General features: G+C 67.0%; 20 protein-coding genes. 13 read left to right on the top strand and 7 right to left on the bottom strand.

Annotation, left to right across the window (positions count from 1 at the left end; genetic code table 11):
- Positions 1 to 2: 2 nt before the first annotated feature.
- From GR303_RS16820 to GR303_RS16810, 3 genes are read right to left on the bottom strand one after another with little or no spacing between them, the layout of a single operon-like run.
- Positions 3 to 854: a carbohydrate ABC transporter permease gene (locus GR303_RS16820; protein WP_161723660.1), complete on the bottom strand. Its 852-nt coding sequence runs from the start codon at positions 852 to 854 to the stop codon at positions 3 to 5.
- Positions 854 to 1,780: a carbohydrate ABC transporter permease gene (locus GR303_RS16815; RefSeq protein ID WP_161723661.1), complete on the bottom strand. Its 927-nt coding sequence runs from the start codon at positions 1,778 to 1,780 to the stop codon at positions 854 to 856. Before GR303_RS16815 ends, GR303_RS16820 begins: the two co-directional genes overlap by 1 nt.
- Before the next feature lie 24 nt (positions 1,781 to 1,804).
- Positions 1,805 to 3,070 (bottom strand): extracellular solute-binding protein, encoded by a 1,266-nt coding sequence (locus tag GR303_RS16810; protein ID WP_425487117.1) that lies wholly within the window; start codon positions 3,068 to 3,070, stop codon positions 1,805 to 1,807.
- Between the two features lie 151 nt (positions 3,071 to 3,221).
- Here GR303_RS16810 and GR303_RS16805 point away from each other — a divergent pair, with 151 nt between their 5' ends.
- Genes GR303_RS16805 through GR303_RS16795 form a run of 3 tightly spaced genes read left to right on the top strand, consistent with a single transcriptional unit; the run spans position 3,222 to position 7,765 of the window.
- Positions 3,222 to 4,475, top strand: a complete 1,254-nt coding sequence (locus GR303_RS16805) for an ROK family transcriptional regulator (RefSeq protein WP_161723665.1) — start codon at positions 3,222 to 3,224, stop codon at positions 4,473 to 4,475.
- Entirely contained in the window at positions 4,465 to 6,861 is a 2,397-nt protein-coding gene (locus GR303_RS16800; RefSeq protein WP_161723667.1) for a PIG-L family deacetylase, read from the top strand. Before GR303_RS16805 ends, GR303_RS16800 begins: the two co-directional genes overlap by 11 nt.
- 4 nt (positions 6,862 to 6,865) lie before the next feature.
- The gene (locus tag GR303_RS16795) at positions 6,866 to 7,765 is read left to right on the top strand and encodes a DMT family transporter (protein WP_161723669.1); all 900 of its coding nucleotides are present in this window, start codon (positions 6,866 to 6,868) and stop codon (positions 7,763 to 7,765) included.
- Positions 7,766 to 7,772: 7 nt separating this feature from the next.
- Here the strand turns inward: GR303_RS16795 and GR303_RS16790 are convergent, their stop codons facing one another.
- Together GR303_RS16790 and GR303_RS16785 are read right to left on the bottom strand one after the other, a co-directional pair.
- Complete coding sequence (locus tag GR303_RS16790) at positions 7,773 to 10,124, bottom strand: AI-2E family transporter (protein WP_246205644.1); 2,352 nt, start codon at positions 10,122 to 10,124, stop codon at positions 7,773 to 7,775.
- A gap of 147 nt (positions 10,125 to 10,271) precedes the next feature.
- Positions 10,272 to 11,237, bottom strand: a complete 966-nt coding sequence (locus tag GR303_RS16785) for a threonine ammonia-lyase (RefSeq protein ID WP_161723673.1) — start codon at positions 11,235 to 11,237, stop codon at positions 10,272 to 10,274.
- 191 nt (positions 11,238 to 11,428) lie between these two features.
- On the opposite strand from GR303_RS16785, the gene argE reads away from it, so the two are divergent.
- The 9 genes from argE (at position 11,429) to GR303_RS16740 (ending at position 20,943) form a co-directional block, all read left to right on the top strand.
- Positions 11,429 to 12,583, top strand: coding sequence for an acetylornithine deacetylase (gene argE, locus GR303_RS16780; RefSeq protein ID WP_161723675.1), 1,155 nt, complete (start codon positions 11,429 to 11,431; stop codon positions 12,581 to 12,583).
- A 152-nt stretch (positions 12,584 to 12,735) separates the two neighbouring features.
- Complete coding sequence (locus GR303_RS16775) at positions 12,736 to 14,334, top strand: ABC transporter substrate-binding protein (protein WP_161723677.1); 1,599 nt, start codon at positions 12,736 to 12,738, stop codon at positions 14,332 to 14,334.
- Between the two features lie 104 nt (positions 14,335 to 14,438).
- On the top strand, positions 14,439 to 15,419 hold the full coding sequence (locus GR303_RS16770) for an ABC transporter permease (protein WP_161723679.1): 981 nt from the start codon (positions 14,439 to 14,441) through the stop codon (positions 15,417 to 15,419).
- Positions 15,420 to 15,429: 10 nt separating this feature from the next.
- Positions 15,430 to 16,386: an ABC transporter permease gene (locus GR303_RS16765; protein ID WP_161723681.1), complete on the top strand. Its 957-nt coding sequence runs from the start codon at positions 15,430 to 15,432 to the stop codon at positions 16,384 to 16,386.
- A gap of 14 nt (positions 16,387 to 16,400) precedes the next feature.
- Entirely contained in the window at positions 16,401 to 17,393 is a 993-nt protein-coding gene (locus GR303_RS16760) for an ABC transporter ATP-binding protein (RefSeq protein WP_161723683.1), read from the top strand.
- Positions 17,390 to 18,394 (top strand): oligopeptide/dipeptide ABC transporter ATP-binding protein, encoded by a 1,005-nt coding sequence (locus GR303_RS16755; RefSeq protein ID WP_161723685.1) that lies wholly within the window; start codon positions 17,390 to 17,392, stop codon positions 18,392 to 18,394. Before GR303_RS16760 ends, GR303_RS16755 begins: the two co-directional genes overlap by 4 nt.
- 73 nt (positions 18,395 to 18,467) lie before the next feature.
- Positions 18,468 to 19,397, top strand: coding sequence for a bifunctional helix-turn-helix transcriptional regulator/GNAT family N-acetyltransferase (locus tag GR303_RS16750; protein ID WP_425487118.1), 930 nt, complete (start codon positions 18,468 to 18,470; stop codon positions 19,395 to 19,397).
- On the top strand, positions 19,394 to 20,281 hold the full coding sequence (locus tag GR303_RS16745) for a DMT family transporter (protein WP_343038462.1): 888 nt from the start codon (positions 19,394 to 19,396) through the stop codon (positions 20,279 to 20,281). Before GR303_RS16750 ends, GR303_RS16745 begins: the two co-directional genes overlap by 4 nt.
- A gap of 227 nt (positions 20,282 to 20,508) precedes the next feature.
- Positions 20,509 to 20,943: a hypothetical protein gene (locus GR303_RS16740; protein ID WP_161723690.1), complete on the top strand. Its 435-nt coding sequence runs from the start codon at positions 20,509 to 20,511 to the stop codon at positions 20,941 to 20,943.
- Between the two features lie 102 nt (positions 20,944 to 21,045).
- Here GR303_RS16740 and GR303_RS16735 read toward each other — a convergent pair whose 3' ends face one another.
- Positions 21,046 to 23,322, bottom strand: coding sequence for a CDC48 family AAA ATPase (locus tag GR303_RS16735; protein ID WP_161723692.1), 2,277 nt, complete (start codon positions 23,320 to 23,322; stop codon positions 21,046 to 21,048).
- Between the two features lie 240 nt (positions 23,323 to 23,562).
- Complete coding sequence (locus GR303_RS16730; protein ID WP_161723694.1) at positions 23,563 to 24,078, bottom strand: hypothetical protein; 516 nt, start codon at positions 24,076 to 24,078, stop codon at positions 23,563 to 23,565.
- Positions 24,079 to 24,238: 160 nt separating this feature from the next.
- On the opposite strand from GR303_RS16730, the gene GR303_RS16725 reads away from it, so the two are divergent.
- The gene (locus tag GR303_RS16725) at positions 24,239 to 24,952 is read left to right on the top strand and encodes an extensin-like domain-containing protein (RefSeq protein WP_246205645.1); all 714 of its coding nucleotides are present in this window, start codon (positions 24,239 to 24,241) and stop codon (positions 24,950 to 24,952) included.
- Positions 24,953 to 24,997 lie beyond the last annotated feature (45 nt).

The raw sequence follows: 24,997 nt of genomic DNA, 5'->3' as shown, positions 1-24,997 counted from the left end.
TCTCAGCCTTTCAGCCCGGCCAGCATCACACCGCGGACGATGTAGCGCTGGAGGAACAGGAAAATGATGAGGGTGGGGAGGGTCGCGATGCTCGCGCCCGTCATGATCTTCTCCCACTGGATCGACTGCTCGACCGCGAAGCTGGAGAGGCCGACGGGCAGGGTGTAGAGTTCGGCGCTCGTGGTGACGATGAGCGGCCAGAAGAAGGCCGTCCAGTTGCCGAGGAAGGTGAAGATCGCGAGCGCCGACAGGGCGGGGGTGATGAGGGGCATGGCGATCTTCCACCAGATGGTGAACTCGTTGAGCCCGTCGATCCTCGCCGCCTCCAGGAAATCGTCCGGCACGCCTTCGAAAAACTGCTTCATAAGGAAGGTGCCGAAGGCCGTCATCATGCCGGGGAACATGATGCCCCAGTAGCTGTCGATCCAGCCGAACTGGCTCGCCATGAGGTACCAGGGCAGCACCAGCATCTCGGTCGGGATCATCAGCGTCGAGAGGATCGCGATGAAGACGATGTAGCGGCCGCGGAAGCGGAATTTCGCGAGAGTGTAGCCCACCAGGCTGTCGAAGAACACGTTCGAGAGGGTGACGATCACCGCCACGAGGGTCGAGTTGAGGAGCCAGCGGGTGAAGCGCCCGTCGCCGAGGATCTCGATGTAGTTGTCGAGGGTCGGCGCCTCCGGGATCACGCGCAGGTCATAGACCTGCGAGGCGTCCTTCAGGGAAGTCGAGAGCATGAACAGAAGAGGCGTCACCATGATGACGCCGCCGATGAACAGGAGCGTCCAGGCAACGATCCGGCCCGGTCGGATGTTCGGCATCGAGAGGCCCTGTGAGGATGCGGCGGCTTTCATCAGCGGTCCCTCATGAGGCGCAGCTGGACGAGGGAGATCACGAGCAGGATCAGGAACAGCACCACGGTCTGCGCGGCGGCATAACCCATCTCGTAGGAGCTGAAGGCGGTCTGGTAGATCATCAGCACCAGCGGCTTGGTGGAGTTGAGCGGCCCGCCGGGATCGTTCGTGTTGATGTTGTAGACCTGGTCGAAGATGCGCAGGAAGCCGATGGACGAGAACACGACCAGGAAGACCAGGGTGGGCTTCAGCAGCGGCAGCGTGATCTTGCGCAGGATCGCGCCCTCCGACAGCCCGTCGATGCGCGCAGCCTCGTAATAGGTGACGGGAATGGCCCTGAGTCCGGCGAGGAAGATGATGATCTGGAAGCCGAGGCCCGCCCAGACGGCGGGCGCGAGCACCGCCGGCAGCGCCTGCGAGGTGGAGCGCAGGAACGGCTGCTGCGGGATGCCGAAGCTTGCGAGGATGTCGTTGATCACGCCGATGGGCACAGGCTGGTAGAACCAGCGCCACACCCAGGCCATGGCCGCCGCCGTGGTCAGGAAGGGCAGGAAGTACAGCGCGCGGATGAGGGAGTGCATGAACCGCACCCGGTCGAGGTAATAGGCCACCACGAAGGAGATCAGCAGGCTGATCGGCGTGCCGAGGATCAGGTACAGGAAGGTGTTGCGGAACACCTGCCAGAACAGGGGATCCGCAGCGAGCCTCTTGTAGTTCTCCAGCCCGACGAAAGCGGCGGGCTTGGTGATCGTCCAGTCCGTGACCGACAGGTAGAAGGCCTGGAAGGTCGGCCAGAAGCGGATCACCACATAGAAGACGAGCGGAACCGCGAGGAAGCCCCACGCCCAGATCACCTGCTTCTGGCCGAGGCTCATCCTCGACCAGAGGCCGCCACTGGCGGCCTCCCGTTGCGCGACGGCGGTCATGCGCTGCTTCCCCGCGGGCTTGCGTCAGCGCTTGGCGCGGTCGAGGATCGCCTGCTCGGCTTCCGCCGCCTTGGCGAGGGAGGCCTTCGGGTCCTCGCCGCCGATCAGGATGCGGTTGGCCATGTCGATGGCCACCTGCCGCTGGGCCGCCTCGTCCTTGAACTGGGTGGTGTGGGCATATTCCAGGCCCTTGAGGAACGGGCCGTAGACCGGATGCGCGATGTTCTCAGGGGTGAGAGCCGCAGTGCGGCGCGCCGGCAGCTCGCCCACCACCTCCATCCACACCTTCATGGCCTCGGGCGAGGAGACGTATTTCAGGAACTTCTCGGCCGCTGCCAGCTTCTCGCCCTCCGCCTTCGTGGTGATGGCATTGGCGAAGTAGCTGGCATAGTTGCTGCGCTGGCCCTGGGCATTGGCGGGAAGCTCGGTCACGCCCCACTCGAAGGCCTTGATCGTGCCGAAGGAGCCGAGGCGGAAGGTGCCGTCGATGGTCATGGCGGCGAGGCCCGCGCGGAAGGCGGCCTGTCCCTCGTCCATGAAGCCGGCCTGGCCGACCTTATGCTTCTTCTGCAGGTCCGTGTAGAAGGTGAGGGCCTTCAACCCGGCCTCGTTGTTGTAGGCCACCTTGGTATCGTTGTCCGTGTAGGGCGCGCCGCCGAACTGGCGGATCAGCACCTCGCGCCACCAATGATGATCCTGTCCTCCCATGTCGAGGGTCAGGCCGGCGGAGACGATGTTGCCGCTGCCGTCGCGCTTGGTGGTCTTCTCGGCCGCGGCGACGAGCTCATCCAGATTCTTCGGCGGGTTGTTGGGATCGAGGCCCGCGTCCTTGAAAGCCTTCTTGTTGTAGAAGAGGGCGAGGGAGCGCACGGCGGTCGGCAGGCCGTAATAATCGTTGCCGCGCTTCATGGCGCTCACGATCGGGAAGAAGTCGCGCTCGATCTCCGCTGCCGGGAAGGCCTCCGCGCGCAGGGGGCGGATCATCTTGCCGGCGATGAAGTTGTCGGTCCAGCCGTAGAAGAGCTGCACCACGTCGGGCCCCTGGCCGGCGAGGATCGCGGCGGCCACCTTGGTCTGGTAGTCGGCGTAGGGGAAGGTGGTCTGCTTGACCTTGATGTCCGGGTTCGCCTCCTGGAACTTGGCGATCAGCTGGTTCATCGCCTTCACGCGGGTGTCGAACACGTACTGCCAGTATTCGATCTCGACGGCCTTGGCGCCGGTGGAGGCCAGGGTGGCGAAGCCCAAGGCAACGCTCGCGAGCATATGACCGAAACGCATGTCCCTCTCCATTCTTGCTGGCGCTGAGCGCCGATCCTTTTCTGGTGCCGGCCTGCGAGACCGATCCACCCTCAAGGCTCCCTTAGAGTTAACGGGCTGTCAATAAGATAATTCACTTGAGTTATTCGCACCGGCGAGCCATCGTTGCTGCCGGGAGTCTGAGATGCCGAAGAAGTCCAAGGCCGGGGTACGCTCGACCATCGGCAGCAATCCGGAGCGCAACCGCTCCCACAACCGGCGCGTGGTGCTCGACGTCGTGCGCCAGCTCGGGCCCGTCGGGCGCACCGAGATCTCGCGCCATGCGCATCTGAGCACGCAGGCCGTCTCGAACATCGTCGAGGACCTCGTGGCCGACGGCCTTCTCATCAAGACCGGGAGGCTCAGGGCAGGGCGCGGCCTGCCGCCGATCCAGTTCGCCGTCAATCCGAACGGCGGCATGACGGCCGGAATCGAGATCGCGGCGGACCACGTCTCCACCCTTCTCGTGGATATCGGCGGGCGCGTCCGCGCGCAGCGCACGGTGCCGATCAGGCACAACGATCCCGACTCGGTGCTGCCGGTCATCAAGGCCGAGATCGAGGCGGCGCAGGGCAGTCTCAAGCCGCCCGTGCCCCAGCTCCTCGGGGTCGGGGTCGTGATGCCGGGACCGTTCAACGTGGAGGGCATGACCTCCGTCGGTCCGACGACCCTGTCGGGATGGCTGGACTTCGATGCGGCCGCCGGAATCGGGCGCATGCTGAATGCGCCCATCACCCTGGAAAACGATGCGACCGCCGCCGCCGTCGGCGAGCGCCTGCACGGAGCGGCGCGGGACCTCAAGAACTTCTGCCTGATCTATTTCGGGCAGGGCCTCGGCCTCGGCATCATGGTCGACGGGCGGCCCTACCGCGGAGCGAACGGCAACGCGGGCGAGATCGGGCACGTGCTGGTGCAGAAGGGCGGCCGTCGCTGCTCCTGCGGACAGCATGGCTGCCTCGAAGCCTATGCGTCGATCCAAGCCCTTGCCGAGAAGCTGGCTGCGACGGGAATCGACGGCGTCGACTATGCGCGCCTCGAGCAGCTGCATGGCGAGCGGCATCCGGTGATCGAGGCGTGGGTCGCGGAGGCGGCCGCCTATCTCGCGCCGCAGATCGCGATGCTGGAAAACCTCTTCGACCCCGAGGCCATCGTGATCGGCGGCGCGCTGCCGCCGGGCCTGCTGGAGGATCTCACGCAGGCCATGCAGCCGCTTCCCCTGTCCGTCGCGCGCCGCAGGAACCGCAGCGAGGCGCGGCTGATCCAGGGGCGGACCGGCCGGCTCACCGCCGCGCTCGGCGCCGCGGCCCTGCCGCTTCTGGAAACGATGACCCCCCGGCTCGACACCGCCCAGGCCGCCATGCGCGAACAACCGAACGAGGAGATGTCCCTTGCTGGATGACCACAGCCGCCTTGCCCGCGCCGTTCATCAGCCGGCCCTGGTCCGCTTGCATCGCGCCCTCAGCCGGCTGCGCTCGGTGCTCACCGTCATGAATACCGGAGCTCACCCGGACGACGAGATCAACGGCATGCTCGCCGCCCTCCGCTTCGGCTACGGCATGCGGATCGTGGTCGCCTGCTCGACGAGAGGCGAGGGCGGCCAGAACGCGCTCGGGCCGGAGCGGGGCGGCGCTCTCGGGGTCTTGAGAACGGCGGAGATGGAAGAGGCCGCGCGCCGCATGGATGCGGATGTGGCGTGGCTCGGCCATGGTCCCGACGATCCGGTCCATGATTTCGGCTTCTCGAAGAACGGCGACGACACGCTTCGCCGCTGGGGCGAGGAACGCATCGTCGAGCGCCTCGTGCGCGCCTATCGCCGCTATCGTCCGGACATCGTCATCCCCACCTTCCTGGATGTGCCCGGCCAGCACGGCCACCACCGCGCCATGACCCGCTCCGCCGAGAGGGCGCTCGCGCTTGCCGCCGACCCTTCCGCCTTTCCGGAGCACGCCGCCATGGGCCTGCGACCCTGGCAGGTGTCCAAGTATTACCTTCCGGCCTGGTCGGGCGCCGGCTATGCCTATGACGACGAGGAGCCTCCGCCGCCGGTGACGCTCAGCCTCGCGGTTGCCGGCGCTGACGAGGTGACGGGGCTCGCCTACAAGCAGCTCGGCGAGTGGTCGCGCGCCGCGCACGCGTCCCAGGGCATGGGCGCGTGGCGCGACAAGCCGGTTGATCGATGGAGCCTGCACCTGAAGCTCCGGGCCGGCGGCGAGGCCACGCCCGAGAACGACATCCGCGCCCATCTGCCTGCCACCCTCGCCGACATGGCGGCCATGCCGGGCGTGACCGGACCGGCGGCCGCAGCCCTGCAGGAGGCGCAGGCGCAGATCGATGCCGCCATTGCCGCCTTCCCGAACCGCGCCCACATTGCCGAGGCGCTCGCCCGTGCGGCGCGGCGGATCGAAGAGGCCCGCGCGGGGCTGGACGAAGGGGCGGCGGGCAGGGTGGCGCATCGCCTCGACCGGAAGCTGCGGGAGATCGATGCGGCTCTCTTCGAGGCCAGCGTCAACACGGCCCGCGCCTTTTTCACCGGGCCGGCTCATCCCGGCGCGCGGATGGCGCTGCAGGTGCATATCGACGCCCCCGGGCTTTCGGACCTCGCGGTGACGCCCCGCCTTCCCGAAGGCTTCGATGCCTTCGCGATGCACGAGGAGCCGGGACATGTGCAGGTCGAGATCGCGGTTCCCGCAGCGGCTCCCCACACCGGGAACTACCCCGAAGCCTTCGATCCGCTGGACGGCAACGGCGAGGGAGGCGTTCGCATCTCCGGCAGGGTCGGCGAGCGCAGGATCGAGGTCGATCTCGACCCGGAGGAGCCCCTGAGAATCGGACCGCCGCAATCTCTCTCTCTCGATCCGGCCGTGGCGCTCATCAGGGCCGGAGGGCCAGCCTCCGGCATTCGGGTGCAGGCCATCGGGGCCGAGCCGACCGATTGGCAGGCGCCGGCGGGCTGGATCCTGCGCAGGGAAGGGAGCGACTGGGTGGCCCTGCCGCCCCGGGAGCTCCGCCCCGGCGTCTCGACGCTGGTTCCCATCGTCGACGGCAGGCCTGCGAGCTCGCTCCACACCATCAGCTATCGCCATATCAGGCCGACAACCTTCATCGCGCCGGCGGAGCTGCGGGTTCTGTCGCTCGAGGTCGCTCTGCCGGCGGGCGCCCGTATCGGCTATGTGGGCGGGGGAAGCGACAATGTCGGCGTTCACATGCGCCGCCTCGGCCTCGACGTGACGGATCTCGGCGAGGCCGAGCTGAAGGCGGGCGCCCTCTCCACCTTCACCACCATTGTGGTCGGCATCTTCGCCTTCGGCCTCAGGCGCGACCTTCAGGGGGCGACCGTGCGTCTGCACCGTTTCGTGGAGGAGGGAGGCCATCTGGTGACGCTCTACCATCGCCCCACCGATGCGTGGGACCCCGTCGCCACGCCGCCGCGCCGCCTCGTCATCGGCTCGCCCTCGCTGCGCTGGCGCGTCACCGATCCCGCCGCTCCCGTGACGGTCCTAAGGCCGGATCACCCCCTGCTGACCTCTCCGAATCCCATCGAGGCCGGCGACTGGCAGGGTTGGGACAAGGAGAGGGGGCTCTACTTCGCGGCGGAATACGATGGCGCCTACGAGGAACTGCTGGCCATGAACGATCCGGGCGAGAACCCGCTCAAGGGCTCCCTGATCTCCGCCCGCATCGGGCGCGGGCGGCACACCCATGTGTCGCTCGTGCTGCACCACCAGCTCGACAAGCTCGTTCCCGGCGCGTTCCGCCTGCTCGCCAATCTCGTGCAGCCTGCCTGAGCGCATGGCGGCCGAAGCAGACAGCCGCTCCGCCCGCCCTGCGGTGTCCCTGTGGAGCAGCGCGGGATGGCTGTTGCTCGACATGAGCCTCGTCACGGTCATGCAGGTCCTGGTCAAGGCGAAGGGCGAAACCTACCCGGCCATCCAGCTCGTCTTCCTGCGCTCCCTCGTCGGGTTCCTGGCCGTGGCGCCGCTCATGTGGCGCCACCGCGCCAAGCTGGCGAGCCTGTCGAACATCCGCGGCCATCTCGCGCGCGTCGCCTTCAACTCCGCGGCGCTCACCTGCAACTTCGCAGCCTTCGCGGCGCTCCCGCTCGCCCTCGTCACGGCCATCGGCTACACCCGCCCCCTGATCCTGCTCGCGATGGCGGCTTTCCTGCTCGGGGAGAGGGTGAGCCGCATCCGCTACGGGCTCACGGCGGTGGGGTTCATCGGCATCGTGCTCATGCTCCGGCCGGACGAGATCCCCTGGAATGCCGGGCTGCTCGCGGCCTTCGGCTCCGTGTTCTTCGGCGCCCTCTCCGTGGTGCAGACGCGACGCCTCGCGGGCGAGGACACCGTGGTGCTCATGCTGTTCTACACGGTCGGCCTCACGGTGCTGACGGCCGTTCCCGCCGCCATCGCGTGGGCGCCCATACCCTGGAGCGAGGCTCCCGCCATCATCCTCATCGGCGTCCTCGCCCAGATCGGCCAGTATTGCTGGCTTCAGGCCTATCAGAAGCAGGAGGCCCGGCTGCTCGCACCCATCGGCTATCTCTCGATCGTCTTCTCCGCCGCCGCCGGCTGGCTCGCCTTCGGCGAGGTTCCCACCCTGTCCCTGTGCATCGGTGCGGCCATCGTGATCGTGGCGACCCTCTCGACCGGGCCGGTCGAAAACCGGTTCGGCGGGCGAAAGGGATCGTGAAGGTCCGTCAGCCTGCACCCGCACCCTGGAGCACGGGAGGGCCCCCGCTTTGCGTGCGTTCGGCCGCGTCGCGCTCGATCTGCGCCATCAGATCATCGGCCATCTGCTGAAGGCGCCGGCGCTCCTCGTCCGAGAATTGGCGCGGCTCCATGTCGATCACGCAGAGGGAACCGACAACGAGGCCTGACGACAGGCGCAGCGGCGCGCCGGCATAGAACCTGATGCCCTTTTCGAGCACCAGCGGATTGTCGGTGAAGCGGGGATCCTTGGAGACGTCCTCGGCCACCACCACTTCGTCGCCGACGGCAACGTGCCCGCAGATCGATTCCTCGTGCGGGATCCGGCGCATCGAAGCGGAATCCCCTGCCGGGGCGGCGTCCGGAACGGGCTGCTCGTCCGTTGTCAGGGAGACCAGGGCGATAGGCGCGTCGAAAGCCTGCGCGACGCGCTTCGACACTTCGTCGAAGATCGGTCCGCGACGGCCGGCGAGCCCGAGCCGGCGCAGGGCCTCGAGCCTTTCATGCTCGTTGTCCACGACCAGGGGTGCCGGCTCGTCTCCCGAGGCGGATGGCGAAGGCTGGCGCGCGAGCCAGGCCTCCACCTGGCCGATGCACACGTCCAGGGACAGGATGGCCGCATCCGCCGACATCTGGCGGGCCATGTCCTCCGTATGGCTGCTCTGGGGCGGGGCGTTCCAGCAGCAGACGATGAGCTTCACATGGGGCGCCCGCCGCCGCAGGCGGCGGCAGATGTAGCGGGCGAAGACCTGCGGCTGGGGATGGAGGTAGGACAGGCAGACGACCTCGACGCCGGTCAGATCGAGCTGAGCCAGGGCGCCTTCCGTCACGGAGATGGGAGGCAGGACCCGCGCTCCGATGGCCTTCTCGTCCAAGACCTGCGCCACCATCTCGGAAGCCGCCCGGTCGAGCTCCGTCCGGCCGGCGATGCAGAGGACGGGCGACGGCTTGGCCTTCGCCTCGTCAGGTTCGATCTGATCGGAAGCCGACGGCGTCTCGCGCACGTGATCGGCCACTTCCCTCACCACGCAGACGGCCGTGTTGGCGACGAGGCGCCTGTAATTGGTGTCGGTGGTGCTGCGCTGCCGGTCGTTCTCGGCGAGGCGCAGGGCGGGGATGCCGACGTGGTCGTAGAACTCGCGCGAGGAGTGCTCGTCCACGTAATTCTCCGCGATCTCGACCGCTTCCTCGAGATTGCCGGCGAGGAGCCGCTGGTAGAGCCGCTCCTCGGGCGCGAGCACGGGATCGCTGCCGAGGAGAACGCCGAGGAACTCGAGCTGCGGCACGTAGCGCCCGATCACCACGAGGCAGACGGTGAGCGGGGTCGCCAGGAACAGGCCCACCGGACCCCAGAGGGAGGTCCAGAAGATCGCCGCCATGATGATCGCAAGCGAGGACAGTCCCGTGCTGGACCCGTAGAGCCAGGGTTCGATCACGTTGTTGCTGATGAGCTCCGCGACAAGGAAAAGGCCGATCACCCACAGGAGCATCGACCATCCGGGATCGACGGCAATGGCAAGGGCGATCGGGAAGAGCGCAGCCAGAAACGGACCGAGATAGGGCACGAAACGCAGCACGGCCGCGAGCAGGCCCCAGAGCACGGCGTTGGGAACGCCGATGAAGTAGAGGCCGATGCCGATGGGAATGCCATAGGTGAGGTTCACCACGAGCTGCATGAGCAGGTAGCGGCTCACCCGCGCCGCGGCGTCGTTGAGCGCCTGGGTGCTCTTCTGAAGGTCGCCGGCGCCTGCGAGCTTGATGAAGCGGTCGCGCAGATCCTCCCGCTCGAGCAGCACGAAGATCACGAAGATGACGACCAGGCCCGCCGTGGCCAGCGGCGCGAGCAGCGGGCCGACGATGGTGCGGATGATCTCGAGCGGCTGGGCCTGGGGCTGCTCGAGCCTGACCGTGATCGGCTCCTGGGGCGGGGCGGCGCCGCCGAGCGTCGGTGCCGGCTGCTCGGTGCCCTTCTTCTCCTCGCCCGAGATCTCCTTGCTGAGGTCCTGGATGGTCGTTGTGACCTTGTCCACGATTCCGCCGCCAGGGGCGGATGTCTGCAGGGAGCGGATCTTCTCGGTGATCGTGGTCTGATAGGTCGGCAGGTTGTTGGCGAGCTGGACCAGCTGGCGCCCTACCACGAAGGCGATGCCGCCGATGAGGACGAAGGCGAGGGTGACCGCGACGATGACGGCGGCGATCCGGGGCAGCCTCAGGTGCCGCAGCCAGTTCACCAGGGGCGTGAGCGCGAAGCTCAGGAGAATGGCGAGTGCGAAGGGGATGAAGATGTCGCGGCCGAAATAGAGCCCGCCGATGGCAAGCACGATGCCCCCGACCGTGAACATGGGCGAGCCTGAAGCCGGTTGAACCGGGTGAGGGGGAGGAAGGGCCGGGTCGGCCATGAGGGCTGGTTCCAGTGGAGCTGTCCAGCGGACAACTCGACACCGGCCCGTTGGATCCGGGCAGCCCGGACCAGGGTCCAGGAGGTGGAGCTAGACCGCCTGCTTCCGCCAGGCGTCGAGATCGCCCAGCGACAGGTTGGAGCCGCACAGCACCAGGCCGATCACGCTGTCGTCGGGCAGGGATGGCGCTACCTTCTCGGCGGCGGTGAGCACGCAGGCGGCGGCCGGCTCGCACAGCAGCTTCTCGGTCTGCAGGAGCCAGCTCAGATCCGCGATGACCGGCTGATCCTGCACGAGCACGATCTCCTTCAGGAAGAGCCCTGCGGCCGCCATCGTGCGGCGGGTCGCGAAGGGCGCGCCGAGGGTTCGCGCGACGGAGGTCGCGCGGATCGTCACCGGCTCCCCGGCCTTCAGCGCCTCCGTCATGGTCGGCGCGCCCACCGTCTCCACGCCGTAGACGGTGAGGGAGGGCCGTTTCGCCTTCAGCGCCGCCGCCGCGCCGGCCATGAAGCCCCCACCGCCGATGGAGACGAAGACGTGGGTGAGGTCCGGGACGTCCTCCAGGAACTCGAGGCCGAGCGTCCCGTGGCCCGCGATGATCGCGGGATCGTCGTAGGGATGGACGAAGAGCCGGCCCTCGCTCTGGTAGGCCTCGGCCTTGGCGAAGGCTTCCGCCGCATCCTCGCACAGCTCGACCCGCGCGCCATACTTCACGGTGAGATCGACGTTGAAGCGCGGCGTCACCTTCGGCATGAGCACGAGCGCGTCGAGCCCGAGCGTGCCTGCCACGCGGGCGACCGCGATGGCATGGTTGCCGCCCGAGACGGTCACGAGGCCGCGGCGGCGTTCCGCGTCGCTTAAGGTCAGCACCTTGTTGAACACGCCCCGGACCTTGAAGGAGCCTGCAAGCTGCAGCGCCTCCATCTTCAGCGCGGTGCGCCGGCCCAGGCGCGCCGAGACCTCCGGGCTTTCGAAGGCCGGCGTGCGCCGGACGCGGCCCGCGATGCGGCTGCGGGCGGCTTCGATGTCGGCAAGCGTCACGTCGAAAGTGGTCATGAGGGTGTCCGTTCGATCCTGGCGATGCATTCGACTTCGAGGAGCATGCCGCCTGGCAGGGGGGCGATCATGGTGGCGCCGAGCCCGCCTCGTCAACAGGCTCGTTCGGCCGTTGACGGCTGCGCAATCGCGCTTGACCGCAGGCTTGGAGGGATCGGATGCTCCACCGCCCACCTTTGGAGACCTTCCCGATGTCCCTGTCCCCCCGCGAGATGCTTGCGCGTCTCGTCGCCTTTCCGAGCGTATCCACCAGCAGCAATCTCGACATCATCGGGTTCTGCCGCGACTGGCTCAGCAGCCATGGGGTCGAGAGCACAATGGTGATGAGCCCCGAGGGCGACAAGGCGAATCTCTACGCCACCATCGGCCCGCGGGTCGAGGGCGGGATCGTGCTGTCGGGCCACACCGACGTGGTGCCGGTCGAGGGGCAGGCCTGGACGACGGATCCCTGGACGCTCACCGAAAGGAACGGGCGGCTCTACGGCCGCGGCGCCGCCGACATGAAGGGGTTCGATGCCCTTGCGCTGGCGCTGGTGCCCGAGATGGTGCGCTCGCCCCTCAAGCGGCCGGTGCATATCGCCCTGTCCTATGACGAGGAGATCGCCTGCCGGGGCGCGCCCTCCATGGTGGAGGCCATGGCCCGGTCGGTTCCGACCCCTGCCGCCGTGATCGTCGGCGAGCCCACCCGCCATGCGGTGGTGACGGGCCACAAGGCGTCCGTGCAGCTGCGCACCGAGGTGACCGGGCGCGCCGTGCATTCGAGCCGGATCGACCAGGGCGTGAGCGCCGTGATGAATGCGGCCCGGCTGGTGACCTGGCATGAGGACGTGATGGAGGAGAACCGCCGGCGTGCCGATCCCGCCGATGCCTTCGAGCCGCCCTACACCACGCTGCACTGCGGCATGATCGCCGGCGGCAATGCCGCCAACGTGGTGTCGTCCTCCGCCTGGTTCTTCAGCGACATCCGGGCGATCCCGACAGAGAGCCCGCACGACTACCTCGACCGGTACCACGCCTATATCCGCGAGGTCGTGGAGCCACGCATGAAGGCCATCGCTCCCGAGACCGGGATTGCGGTGGAGCTGATCGCCGAGGTTCCGGGCTTGCGGCCCGAAACGGACGGGTGGGCGGAGCGCCTCATGCGTCGGATCACCGGGGACAACGGCACCCACGTGGTTTCCTACGGCACCGAAGCCGGCCTGTTCCAGCGGGTCGGCTGGTCCACCGTGGTCTGCGGCCCCGGCGACATCGCCCAGGCCCATCAGCCGGACGAGTACATCGAAATCAGCGAGCTCGAGACCGGGGAGCGCGTGTTGCGCCGCATCATCGGGGATCTCTGTGCCTAATTGCTGAGCAGGGAGGACGAAGTCGGGGCTAGACCGACGGCCACTTTCCTGCCTAACTTCAGGCCCGACGGAGGAACACGGCAAGAACCCGGACCTTCGACCAGAAGAACACCGCGCGAAGACGCGGGGCTTCCAGAGGAGAAAGACATAAGATGACGATGCGCTCGAAATTCCTTGCCGCCACGGTTGCGACCCTCATGACCGGCGCAGCCCTTCCGGCGATGGCGGTAACCTTGCGTTACGCCAACCAGGGCGACCTCAAGTCGCTCGACCCCTATACCCTCAACGAGACCACCACCATCGCGCACCACGGCCACGTCTACGAAGGCCTGACCAAGCGCGGTAAGGACCTCAAGATCGAGCCCGGCCTCGCCGAGCGCTGGGAGATCAGCGAGGACGGCCTGACCTGGCGTCTCTTCCTGCGCAAGAACGTGAAGTTCCACAACGGCAACCCCTTCAATGCCGACGACGTGATCTTCTCGGCCACCCGCGTGCGGGCTCAAGGCTCCAACTTCCAGACCCGCGTGCCGAGCGGTTCCGAATGGGTGAAGGTGGACGACTACACGGTCGACGTGAAGCTCAAGACGCCGAACCCGATCATGAATGCCCAGTGGGACACCTGGTACATCATGGACAAGGAGTGGTCGGAAGCGAACAACAGCGTCCAGCCGACCCCTGCCGCCGCCACGACGCCGAGCTATGCCTCGCTGAATGCCAACGGCACCGGCCCCTTCAAGATCGAAAGCCACCAGCCCGGCGTGAAGACCGTCTTCAAGCCGAACAAGGACTGGTGGGGCAAGGCCGAGCATAACCTGGACGAGATCGTCTTCACCCCGATCGCCTCCGACGCCACCCGCGTCGCAGCGCTGCTCTCGGGCGAGGTGGACGTGATCGAGCCGGTTCCGCTGCAGGACGTCCAGCGCGTCAACAGCAGCGCCAACGCGAAGGTGCAGGCGGGTCCCGAGCTGCGCACCATCTTCCTCGGCTTCGACCAGACCCGCGACGAGCTCCTGTTCTCGAACGTGAAGGGCAAAAACCCGTTCAAGGACAAGCGCGTGCGCGAGGCCTTCTACAAGGCCATCGACATCGAGACCATCAAGTCCCGAGTCATGCGCGGCATGGCCACCCCGTCGGCCCTGATGATCGCGCCGCAGCTCTTCGCCCACTCGAAGGACTTCGAGCGTCCGAAATACGATGTCGAGGCCGCCAAGAAGCTCCTGGCCGATGCCGGCTATCCCAACGGCTTCGAGGTCGGCATGGACTGCCCGAACGACCGCTACGTCAACGACGAGGCGATCTGCCAGGCGGTGGTCGGCATGCTCGCCCGCGTGGGCGTCAAGGTGAACCTGATGGCTCAGCCGAAGGCGCAGTACTTCGCCAAGGTTCTGAAGTCCGGCAACTACAACACCTCGTTCTACCTGCTGGGCTGGACTCCGGGCACCTTCGACAGCCACAACGTGCTCTTCGACATCCAGGGCTGCCGCGACAATCCGCAATCCTCGCGCGGCGAGTCGAACCTCGGCAATTACTGCAACAAGAAGCACGACGAGCTGACCGACAAGATCCTGGTCGAGAGCAACAAGGAGAAGCGCGACCAGATGATCAAGGAGGCGTTCAAGATCTCGACCGAGGATTACGCCTATATCCCGCTGCACCAGCAGGCTCTCGCCTGGGGCGTCTCGAACAAGGTCTCCCTCGTTCAGCGTGCCGACAACCAGGTGCTGCTCTACTGGGCGCAGAAGAAGGAATAGTCCGCGCCTGATCGCTCGTCCCGGGCAGGAATCTGCCCGGGACAGTTCTTTCGAAGGCCTGGAGCGGCCATGCCGCTCCAGGCGCAGCGATCCAGAGATTGTCCATGTTCGCTTTCATCATCCGACGGGCCTTCCAGGCCATCGGCGTTCTCCTGGCCGTCGGGATCATTTCCTTTGCGATGTTCCGCTTTGCCGGCGATCCGGTGAACCAGATCGTCTCCCTCGATACCCCCGCCGCGGAGCGGGAACAGGTCCGCCGCTCCCTCGGCCTCGACGATCCGGTTCCGGTGCAGTTCGCGCGCTATCTCTCCAGCGCCGTCCGGGGCGAGTTCGGCGTGTCCTACCAGTTCAGGCAGCCCGTGTCGGACCTGCTGGCCGAGCGCATGCCGGCGACCCTGGAACTCGCCCTCTGCGCAACGCTTTTCGCCATCGGCTTCGGCGTGCTGATGGGCGTCTATTCGGGACTGAAGCGGGACAGCTTCCTGGCCAAGGTGTTCCAGACCGTCTCGCTGATCGGCATCTCGCTCCCCACCTTCCTGATCGGCATCCTGCTGATCTACCTGTTCTCCGTTATCCTCGGCTGGCTGCCCTCCTACGGACGCGGCGACACCGTGCGGATCGGCTGGTGGACCACCGGGTTCCTGACGACGTCCGGTCTCAAGGCGCTGATCATGCCCTCGATCACCCTGGGCCTGTTCCAGATGACCCTCATCATGCGCATCGTCCGGGCCGAGATGCTGGAGGTGCTGCGCACCGACTACATCAAGTTCGCGCGGGCGAGGGGGCTGACCACCCGCGCCATCCATTTCGGCCATGCGCTCAAGAACACGCTCGTGCCCGTCATCACCATCGTGGGCCTGCAGTTCGGCTCGGTGATCGCCTTCGCGATCATCACGGAGACGGTGTTCCAGTGGCCCGGCATGGGCCTTCTGTTCGTGCAGGCGGTGCAGAACGTCGACATTCCGATCATGGCGGCCTACCTGATGCTGGTGGCGCTGATCTTCGTGGTCATCAACCTTGCCGTCGACATCCTCTATACGGTGGTCGACCCCCGCCTGAGAACGTCCATCCGGCAGCCGGCCTGAGGAGGGATCCATGGCAGATGCAATTCAAGCGGCGCCCGCTCCGCAGACGCAACCGACAACCTGGGCCGGCCGTTTCTTCGACAGCGACGTTTGGGCGAGCTTCAAGCGTTCCAAGCTCACGATGGCGGCAGCCTTCCTGACTCTGCTCTTCGTGGCTGCGGCCGTGCTCGCCGGCGTCGTGACGCCGCAGGATCCCTTCGATCCCGCCCAGCTCGAACTCATGAACAGCCGCCTGCCGCCGATCTGGAGCGCGGAAGGGCAGATGCCCTTCCTGCTCGGCACGGACGAGCAGGGACGCGACATCCTGTCGGCCATCTTCTACGGCCTGCGGATCTCGCTTGCGGTGGGCATTCTCGGCGTCGCCTTTTCGGCCACCCTCGGCATCACGCTCGGCCTGGTCGCGGGCTATGTGGGCGGCACGGTGGATGCCGTCATCATGCGCATCGCCGACGTGCAGCTCACCTTTCCGGCGATCCTGATCGCTCTCCTCGTGGATGGCGTGGTGAAGTCCGTCCTCGGCGGCCAGCTCGATGAGGTGACGACCCTTTCGGTGCTGGTCTTCTCCATCGGCCTGAGCTTCTGGGTGCAGTATGCCCGCACCGTGCGCGGCTCGGTGATGGTGGAGAAGAACAAGGACTACATCGCCGCCGCCCGCCTGATCGGCCTGCCGGCTCCGGTGATCATGGTCCGGCACGTCCTGCCGAACGTGCTCGGCCCGGTGCTGGTGATCGCCACCATCAACCTGGCGCTGGCCATCATCACCGAAGCGACGCTCTCGTTCCTCGGCACCGGCATGCCGGAGACCATGCCCTCGATCGGGACGCTCATCCGCATCGGCAACAACTATCTGTTCTCCGGCGAATGGTGGATCGTGGCCTTTCCCGGGATCGCGCTGGCGCTTCTCGTGCTCGCCATCAACCTGCTGGGTGATTGGCTGCGCGACGCGCTCAACCCGAAGCTGCGATAGGAGAGGCGGCATCCATGACTCAACCCGTCCTCTCCGTCCGTGATCTGCGCGTCGAGTTCGTGACGCGGCGCGGCATCCTCAAGGCCATCGACGGCATCTCCTTCGACATCGGCAAGGGCGAGGTGCTCGGCGTCGTGGGCGAATCCGGCGCCGGCAAGTCGGTGACGGGCTCGGCCGTCATCGGCCTCATCGACCCGCCCGGCCGCATCGCCGGCGGCGAGATCCTGCTGTCGGGCATGCGCATCGACAACCTCCCGCCCGAGGAGATGCGCCGGGTGCGCGGCAAGCGCATCGGCATGATCTTCCAGGATCCGCTGACCAGCCTCAACCCGCTCTACCGGGTGAGCGAACAGCTCGTGGAGACCATCCGCACCCATACGAACCTCTCCGCCTCGGCGGCAAGGAAGCGGGCCATCGACCTGCTCGCGGAGGTCGGCATTCCGGCCCCCGAGAGGCGGATCGACAGCTATCCGCACGAGTTCTCCGGCGGCATGCGCCAGCGCGTGGTGATCGCGCTCGCCCTCTGCGCCGAGCCGGAGCTCATCATCGCCGACGAGCCCACCACGGCGCTCGACGTCTCCGTTCAGGCGCAGATCATCGCGCTTCTCAAAAAGCTCGGGCGCGAGCACGGCACGGCCATCATGCTGGTGACCCACGACATGGGCGTGATCGCCGAAACCGCCGACCGCGTCGCCGTGATGTATGCCGGGCGCATCGCCGAGATCGGGCCGGTGCGGGACGTGGTGCAGAACCCGCTGCATCCCTATGCCAAGGGCCTGATGGGCGCGATCCCGTCGCTGGAGAGCGATACGGACCGTCTCGTGCAGATTCCCGGCTCGATGCCGCGCCTGTCGGCCATCCCGCCCGGCTGCCCGTTCAACCCGCGCTGCCCCTACGTGTTCGACCGCTGCCGCGTCGAGCGGCCGGAGCCGATCCAGCACAGCGAGCACCGGGTCGCCTGCCATCTCTACGATCAATCTTCCGTCCGGTCGGAGGCCGTCGCGTGACCGAACGTTCCTATGTCGAAGTCAAAGACCTGCGCCGCGTGTTCGACGTCTCCAAGCCCTGGCTCAACCGGGTGCTGGAAGGCGGCGAGAAGCAGTACCTGAAGGCGGTCGACGGCGTTTCCTTCTCCATCGCCAAGGGCGAGACCTTTGCGCTGGTGGGCGAGTCCGGTTCGGGCAAGTCGACGGTCGCCCGCATGGTGGTGGGCCTCCTGCCGCCCACGGACGGCGAGGTGGTGATCGACGGCGTATCCATGTCGAGCAAGGCAGCCTTCGCAGAGCGCCAGCGCCTGCGGCGGCGCATCCAGATGATCTTCCAGGACCCCTATGCCAGCCTCAACCCCCGCTGGCAGGTGGACCGCATCGTCGCCGAGCCCATCCGGGCCTTCCGGCTCATCGAAGGAGAGAAGGAGATCACGGCCCGCGTCGGCGAGCTGCTGAGCCTCGTCGGCCTGCATCCGGCGGACGGCAAGAAATACCCGCACGAATTCTCCGGCGGCCAGCGGCAGCGCATCGCGATTGCGCGCGCGCTCGCCTCGAATGCGGAATTCATCGTCTGCGACGAGCCGACCTCCGCCCTCGACGTGTCGGTGCAGGCGCAGATCCTGAATCTGATGCGGGACCTGCAGGACCGGCTCGGTCTCACCTACCTCTTCATCAGCCACAACCTCGCCGTGGTGCGCCACATGGCCTCCCGCATCGGCGTGATGTATCTCGGCCGCATCGTGGAGATCTCCAACGGGCGCGAGCTCTTCGCCCAGCCTAAGCATCCCTACACACGCATGCTGCTCGATGCGGTGCCGGACGTAGGCATGACGGGACGCCAGCGCATTCCCGTGCGCGGCGAGATCCCGAACCCGATCAACCCGCCCACGGGCTGCACCTTCAACCCGCGCTGCCCCTTCGCCAATGAGCGCTGCCGGGCCGAGATCCCTCCGCTTCTGCAGGGGGTGGCGTGCCATGCGGTGCACGAGGGAAGGCTCGCCATCGGGGCCGCTGCCTGAGAAAGCCGAAGATAGTTGACTCAGTCAACTATCTGTTCGATCCTGTCCGGCAGGGGAGGCACCCATGTCTCGCATGCCGACGCCGCCGGCGGATCACCAGGTCGACCGGATCCGACGCTTCAACCGCTTCTACACGCGCCAGATCGGGCTCCTGAACGAGGGGCTGCTCGACAGCGAGTACTCGCTGACCGAGGTGCGCGTTCTCTACGAACTGGCCTACCGCGGCCCCCTGACGGCGGCTGCGCTCGGCCAAGATCTCGGGCTCGATGCCGGCTATCTCAGCCGGATCCTGCGACGGTTCGAGGGCCGCGGCCTGATCGACCGGTCGCGCTCGGCGGAGGATCGGCGACAGGTTCTCGTTTCGCTCACCGATGCGGGCCGGACCACGTTCCAGCCCCTCGACCGCGCATCGGCCGCCCAGGTGGCAGCCATGCTGTCCGGGCTCTCGGCAAGCGAGCGGGAAAGCCTTTTACAGGCCGTGAGCACCATCGAGCGTCTCCTCGACCCGATCCGGAAACCCGAAGAGCCGTACATTCTGCGCTCGCTCCAAGTCGGCGACATCGGCTGGATCGTTCACAGGCAGGGCGTGCTCTACGCGCAGGAATACGGCTGGGACGAGTCCTTCGAGGCTCTGGTGGCGGAGATTGCCGCCGCCTTCGTCAAAGCCTATGACCCGATATGGGAACGCTGCTGGATCGCGGAGCGGGAGGGCGAGGTCGTCGGCAGCGTGTTCCTCGTGCGTCACTCGCCGGAAGTCGCAAAGCTCCGGCTGCTATACGTCGAGCCGTCCGCAAGAGGACTCGGCATCGGGCGCCGCCTCGTGGACGAGTGCATCGGATTTGCGAAGGCCAAGGGCTACAGGACCCTGACGCTCTGGACCAACGACGTGCTCGTCTCGGCGCGCAGGATCTATCAGGCTGCAGGGTTCCGCTTGGTGAAGGAGGAGGCGCATCGCTCCTTCGGCAAGGATCTCGTCGGCCAGACCTGGGACCTCACCCTGTGAGACATCGCGAGACGCTGGCCCTTCTGGCCGCGGCGGCGACGGGCGTGCAGGTCGGCGCCGCCCTCGTGGCGAGCCGCTTCGTCATTCACGAGATCGGACCGGCCTCCCTGGCTTTCCTGCGCTATTGCATCGCCGTTCTCTGCCTCGTCCCGCTGCTGCTGATCGCGGAGCGGGCGCGGATCGCACCCCGCGACCTCATCGCCGTGATGACCCTCGGCATCGTGCAATTCGGCATTCTCATCGCGCTGCTCAATCTCGGCCTGCAGTTCATTTCGTCGACCCGGGCCGCCCTTCTTTTCGCGACCTTTCCGCTCATGACCATGATCATCGCCGCCTTGCTCGGGCGCGAGCGCCTGACCAGCGCGAAAGCGGCCGGTGTCGTCCTGACAATCGTGGGCGTCGGAATTGCCTTGGGCGAGCCGCTGTTCGCCGGAACTGCGGCGGGCGAGTGGATCGGCGCGCTGCTCGTGCTCGCCGCCGCGTTCAGCGGAGCCGTCTGCTCGGTGCTCTACCGGCCCTATCTCGCCCGCTACCCGACTCTGCCCGTCGGCGCATGGGCCATGCTGGCCTCCGTCGCATTCCTGTCCGTGCCGGCGGGGATGGAGGGGCTCTACACGCAGCCTTCTGACCTTACGATGCAGGGCATTCTGGCGGTGATCTTCATCGGGCTGTCGAGCGGCATCGGCTACGTCCTGTGGCTCTGGGCGCTCAAGAACACGACGCCGACAAGGGTCACCGTCTTCCTGTCCCTGAGCCCGATCACGGCGGCCGTGCTCGGAGCGCTGATCCTGAGCGAGCCGTTCACACCCGGCATCCTTGTGGGACTGATCGGCGTTGCCGGCGGGCTTTGGCTGGCGACGAGACCGAGCCATAGTTTAGAATAGCGGCAGACTATCTCTGGTCACCTGCTGTCAAGTTTCAGTCGAGTGGCAAACAGGCTTTGCAGTTCCTGAGATCAAACTTCGCAATGAAAGTGTTATGGGCCTGCTGGTGCGACGATCACAACGTCGTGCATTGCAAATCCTCTCGGAAACCATCCGAGGCGAATGCGTTTTAGTCTCTGTCATTGATGGCAAATGCCTATCGCCAAGCAAAACAGAGGAGATGAACGATGAAGAAATTGGCTATTCTCGCCGGCGCCGGATTCATGGCCCTGGGCGGCATCGGCTCGGCCCTGGCCCAGCCCGCCTCCGGCACGCCCAATTCTCCCTTCCCCTTTGCGGCTCCGCATGAGATCCGCTGGATCAACGGGGTGCCGTGCCGCACCGTGCTCGATCCCAACGACCGCAATACGCGTATTCCGGTCGCCTGCGCGGGTCCCGTCGCTGGCGTTGCGGTTCCGATGACGGGCGATGTGGTTGCGACCGGCAGCATCGCTCCCGCGCCGACGGGCGGCATGATGGGCGCTCCTGCCTCCGGAACGCCCGTGTCCCCGTTCCCCTATGCCGCTCCGCATGAGATCCGCTACGTGAACGGCGTGCCGTGCCGCACGGTGCTCGAGCCGAACGACCGGGACACGCGTATCCCGGTGGCCTGCGCGCAGTAAACCCTGCGTCGCTGCAGAAAAAGGCGTGGGCTATGAGCCCACGCCTTTTTGGTGTGCGGAAAGGTCTGGCGGCGGTGCGCGATCATGCACCGTGTTATCGGCTCACTCGGCCGCCTGCCTGAGGGGCAGGAAGCCGATGGACTGGCGCTGGGGGCCGACCTGCTTGAGGGTGCCGACCAGTTCCTCATATTCCCGCTCCATCTCCGGCGTCACGGAGGGGCGGGTTTCGCGCAGGGCCTGCTCGAAATGGGCCATCGTCACGGTCTGGGCCTGCAGCGATTCCCGCAAGGCGAGGAGACCGGCCCGGCGCGTCAGATCCTCGAGATCCGCGCCGGTAAATCTGTCGGTCCGTTCGGCGATGGTGTCCAGATCCACATCGGGTCCCAGCGGCATGGCCTTGGTGTGAATGCCGAGGATGTGCCGGCGGCCTTTGGCATCGGGAACGGGCACGTAAATCAGCTCGTCGAGACGGCCCGGCCGCATCAGGGCAGGGTCGATGAGGTTAGGCCTGTTCGTCGCCGCCATCACCACGACACCCTGCAGCTCCTCGAGACCATCCATCTCGGCCAAGATCGTATTGACCACCCGCTCGGTGACTGCATGCTCGCCGAGGCCGCCGCCACGTACGGGAGCCAGAGAATCGATCTCGTCGATGAAGATCACCGTCGGCGCGACCTGTCGGGCGCGGGCGAAGAGCCGCGAGATCTGCTGCTCGGACTCACCGTACCACTTGGACAGCAGGTCCGACGATTTCGTCGCCACGAAATTGGCCTGAGCCTCGCGGGCGACCGCCTTGGCCAGCAGGGTCTTGCCGGTCCCGGGCGGGCCGAAGAGCAGGAAGCCTTTGGCAGGCCTGATCCCGAGGCGACGGAAGGATTCCGGACTCCTGAGCGGAAGCTCCACGCCCTCGCGCAGGCGCGTGCGTGCCTCATCGACCCCGCCGATGTCGTCCCAGGTGACGGTGGGCACCTGGATCATGATCTCGCGCAGGGCCGAAGGCTGCACGCGCTTCATGGCGTTCTGGAAATCCTGACGCGTGACCTGCAGGCTTTCCAGAACGTTCATCGGGATCCCGTCCCGCAGGTTGACCCCCGGCAGGATCCGCCGCAGCGAATCCATGGCGGCCTCGCGGGAGAGGGCGGCGAGATCCGCGCCGACGAAGCCGTAGGTCGTGCGGGCGACCTCATCGAGATCGACATCCTGGGCCAGGGGCATGCCGCGGGTATGAATCCCTAAGATCTCCCGGCGGCCGACCTCGTCCGGCACGCCGATCACGATCTCGCGGTCGAAGCGTCCCGGCCGGCGCAGAGCCTCGTCGATGGCCTCGCGCCGGTTCGTGGCGCCGATCACCACGATGTTCTGGCGCGGCTCCAGCCCGTCCATGAGGGTGAGGAGCTGGGCCACGATGCGCCGCTCCACCTCGCCCGTGACCTCCCCGCGCTTGGGCGCGATGCTGTCGATCTCGTCGATGAAGATGATGGCCGGCACATTCTGCTGCGCCTCCTGGAACACCTGGCGCAGGCGCTGCTCGGACTCGCCGTAATGCCGGCCCATGATTTCGGGGCCCGCGATATGGTAGAATTGCGCCTCCGTCTCGTTGGCGACCGCCCGCGCGAGGCGGGTCTTGCCCGTGCCGGGAGGGCCGTAGAGCAGCACGCCTTTCGGCGGGTCGATGCCGAGGCGCTGGAACAGCTCGGGATGGCGCAGCGGCAGCTCCACCATCTCGCGCAGCTGATCGACCGTGCTGCCGAGGCCGCCGATATCGTCATAGGTCACGTCGGCGCGCCGGGCCTCGCGCGGCTCCTCGAATTGCGGGCGCAGCTCGATCTCGGTCTCCGCCGTCACATGAACGATGCCGCGCGGCTGGGTCGCGACCACGACGAGGCGGATTTCCTGAAGGCCATAGGCCGGGATGTTCAGCAGGCCGCGCAGCTCGTCGGGCAGCCGCGGATCCGCCGCGCGCGGCGAGTACACGGAGGTGGAGATCACGTCTCCGGCCATGAGTGGGCGTTGGGAGAACGTGCGCTTCAGGGCATCGCCCGATCCCTGCAGGCGCAAGCCCTTCTGGGCTGGGGCGAGAACCACGCGCGTCGCCGGGCGAACCTCCGCCCGCCTCACCTCCACATGATCGCCGCTGCCCACGCCGGCATTGACGCGCTGAAGGCCGTCGAGGCGGACGATGGCGAGGCCCTCATCCTCCGGATAGGGCGTGACGGCGATGGCGGTGGTATGGCGCTTGCCGATGATCTCGACGGGCTGCCCCTCCTGAACGCCGATCTCGGCCAGGGCCTGTCGGCTCATGCGGGCGATGCCTCGGCCGGAATCGGCGGGTCGGGCATTCGCCACCTGGAGCCGTACACCTTGCCCGTCGTCTGCCATGGCGTCCATCCTATCGGTCCAGCATTCGTGCATGCGCTGGCAGGTGCAGAAGGGACTGTTGAGCCTCGAGAGCTTCCGGGTGCCGCGCATCGGAGGTTCGCAGGGTGGTGAGCCCCGGAACCGCAGGGCAAACGCCACATACCTGGAAATGTTGCAGGCGCAGGCCGTGTCACGCGCAAGCAAGGCTTGCCGCTCCTGCGAGGCAGCGCCCGAGTCGCGCAATCGCTTCCGGCTGACGCGCTAGAACGGCGCCCCGGCGGACGGCCTGAGCAGGCGCTTGAGGGAATCCTCGAGATCGTCACCGTCCTGTGCCTGCTCCGTGGAGGGGAACTTCATCGTCATGAAGGGCGCAATCGTGGGCAGTCTCGGGGAGCCGTCGCCCGGGTCCGCTGCTGCGGGCGGGTCGATCAGCTCCCAGCTGTCGAAGAGATCCATGGCCGAATGGCCCGGCAGGTCCGGACCCAGGTAGGGAACGATCTCGACCCAGGGGCGACCGTGCGGGCGGGGCGTCACCTTGGTCACGCGTCCGTAGAAGTTGGTCATCGGACAGCGGACGAAATCGCCGGGTGCGGGCAGCCGCAGCCTTTCCCGCTCCAGTTCCGCCTCGGCCTCCTCGAGCTCGCTCCGCAGGCGGGCGATCCGGGCCTCAAGCTCCGCGACGCGCTTCGTGCAGGAGGCTTCACGCGTCGGGCTGAGGTGCGAGGCCAGCGTCAGGCTCTTGTTGGAACCGCTCTCTACCTCCGGGAACGCCCCCATCGGGATCCTCCATCGTTCCATGAATTTTGGTGCATCCGGCCGGGAGAACAAGTCGCGCGGAAGCCTGATCGGGAACTCATGCACGGCGCATGAGGGTTATAGAGCAGGGGACTGTATGATCGGAGGTGGCATGGCTTGCGGGCGCCGGATGACATGGCGGATGGGCGGCGCTTCCGCCCTGGCGCTGCTGCTGGCGCTTTCCGCTGCAGCGCAAGCCCCCACGCCGCCTCTGCCGCCGCCCCGGCCCGATCGCCCGCCGGTCCAAACCGACGAGGCGCGGTCCGAGAAGCCTGCACCGGGCGAGGCTCCTGCCGAAGCCAAGGCTCCGGATGCGGACGATCCCGAAGCCGCCTGCCTCGCGCGCCTTGCCGAACTCGGGCTGAAGTTCGAGAGCCGTCCGCCGGTGCAGGAGAAGAGCTGCAGCATCGAGAACCCGGTTCTTCTGTCCGCGCTCGCCGACGACGTCCAGGTGGCGCCCCCCTCGCTCATGGCCTGCCCGGTGGCGGAGCAGCTTTCCAAATGGATGAAGGAGGCGGTCGCACCGGAGGCCGAGCGTCAGTTCCAGAGCGCCCCCACGAAGCTTCTCATCGGGACCTCCTATCAATGCCGGGACCAGCGCAACGGGGAGAAGCTGAGCGAGCACGCCTTCGGCAACGGTGTCGACGTCATGGGCTTCGAGTTCGCCAAGAGGGCTCCCCTGTCGATCGACTCCCATCCCGAGAATTCACCGGAGGCGGCTTTTCAGGAATCCGTCCGGAAAGCGGCCTGCCCGATCTTCACCACCGTGCTGGGGCCGGGCTCCGATGCCGCCCATGGCGATCACCTCCATCTCGACCTGCGCCAGCGCAAGGGCGACTACCGGATCTGCCAATAGGCGCCGGGAACAGGCTGCCCGCCACGGCTTTGTCGATTCAGCAGC

Source organism: Microvirga arsenatis (genome assembly GCF_009910705.1).
Lineage (GTDB): Bacteria > Pseudomonadota > Alphaproteobacteria > Rhizobiales > Beijerinckiaceae > Microvirga > Microvirga arsenatis.
The sequence above is the reverse complement of the archived record's forward strand: the minus strand, read 5'-3'. Positions and strand labels throughout refer to the sequence as shown.